At 56.6% G+C, this 1799-nt stretch carries 1 pseudogene; it reads right to left on the reverse strand.

The window, feature by feature from the left end:
* Positions 1–1421 (reverse strand): annotated as a pseudogene (locus AC1RQP_RS40120) (hypothetical protein); the annotation flags it as partial.
* Positions 1422–1799: the final 378 nt, after the last annotated feature.

The following is a 1799-nucleotide window of genomic DNA, read 5'->3' on the forward strand; positions in this document are numbered from 1 at the left end:
CCGACCAGCTTCGTGCCGTCGTATATCTGAACCGTACCGCCCGCCGAAGCCGTCCCGCTCAGAGTCAGCTGGTTCGCGGCCGTGATGTGGTCACCCGGAACACCGGTGTCGGGGACGAACGAGACGACCGTCGACCCCGAACCGTTTGAAGCCTCAAGCACGGCCGTCGCAACGCGGATGGCCGGTGCTGCAAGGACCGCCGGTATCTCGATGATGATTGGTTCGGCTCCCAATGAGAAAGTAACCGAACTCGCATTGCTGATGGTCTGAAGGGCGCTCGAGCTGACGATCGGATCGTACAGATTGATGTATTGCTGTGACGACCCGAACGTCACCTTCACGGTAGACAGAGTCGGCTTGATATCTGCCTTTCCGTTCGAGATCGTGGCGTCTCCATTCCAGATCACGAGCTCGAACGTTCCGTCCGACTTTTGCAAGAGCATCGAAGATGCGCTGCTCGGCAGCCCGGAAATGTCATAGGCCAGCTTTCCCGGTGAGGCATTGCCATTGCCGGGATCCGCCAGAATGGTCGTAAGATTGTGAATGTCGACGGCCACCGGCTTGGCCGTCCCGTCAGCGCGAAAAAGACCAAAATGAGATTCCTGATCGGTCGCCGAGCCGGCTTCATCCATCAGGTCGTAAAGGAAGGTCTTCGAAACACCGTGCTTGAACGCATCCAGAAGGGCGTTGGTATCGACGATGCCCTGCGTGTATTCCGATGCGACGCCCCACGTCGAACTGCCGTAGCCCGAGCTGGAGATGCCCGCTTCGGTGATATAGACCTTGCCGTTGGGATCAGTCGTCTTGGCCAGCGAAATTCCGGCGATCATCGTGTCGTGCAAATTCTCGCCTACGCCAGCATAGACGTGCCAGTTCGAACTGGTGACATAGCTGCTCTCGTTGGGAAGCGCCCCATTCAGCGACCATGCCCCGCCCGTAGAAGAGGCGACGATGTCGACCCCGGCGAGCACAGGCGTTGCGAGAACGGCCTTGCTGATGGCGGCATCCACCGCCACGCTCCAGTTGAGGTTGCCGTAAGAGCTCTGCCCGTTGAAGTACCAGTTGTTGATATTGTACTCGTTGGCGCCTTCGATGGCGAACACACTGCCCGGGACTGCTTTTTGCAATAGTGCCGCATTGTTTATGTCGGCCGTGACGTTGATCGCCCCGTTGGCCGCAGGGACGTATTGATTTGCAATCTGCAGATCAAACTTGATTCCGGCTTGGGCGAGAGTGACGAATGCAGACATCGTCCATGCGAAGGGCGTACCATCTCGCACTTGATTGATGCCGAGATAAGAGAGCTCGCTCAGGATGGTCTTCGTGTCCATCCAGTTGGCAGCCCCTGAATCGACGTGAGTTGCTACTCCGATCGAGTCAAGAAAGCTTTGCGTGCTCTGCGCCTGAACCTGCGACACCATTTCTCTTCTTCCCAACTACACTGGGTGCAGTGGAACACGCAGGAGTGGAGAATCAGGTTCCGCAAAGATTAGAACTTTAGCGGCAGCCATTAGACCTTTCTTAGAAGAGTCGCATTCTTAGTTTCTGTGAAACCAAACCTGTCGGAACAACGTCAAATTTTTCGCGAGATACCGCGCTCAGGACGCGACAATCGTGCAGACGAACGCATGCCCCCAGCCAAAAGCCGGGAGACTACGAGTGGTTGCATCTGACTTCCCTGGAGGAAACGTCCTTAGCAATCACTTAAAAAGGAAGTGATATAGGTCCTGGATGTGGACGTCCTGGGCGATGGCGGCCTGGTCCGGCAGGACGTGATTGTCGTCACCGATAGGCTGCGC

Source organism: Bradyrhizobium sp. GW821-FHT13H06, from assembly GCF_058803975.1.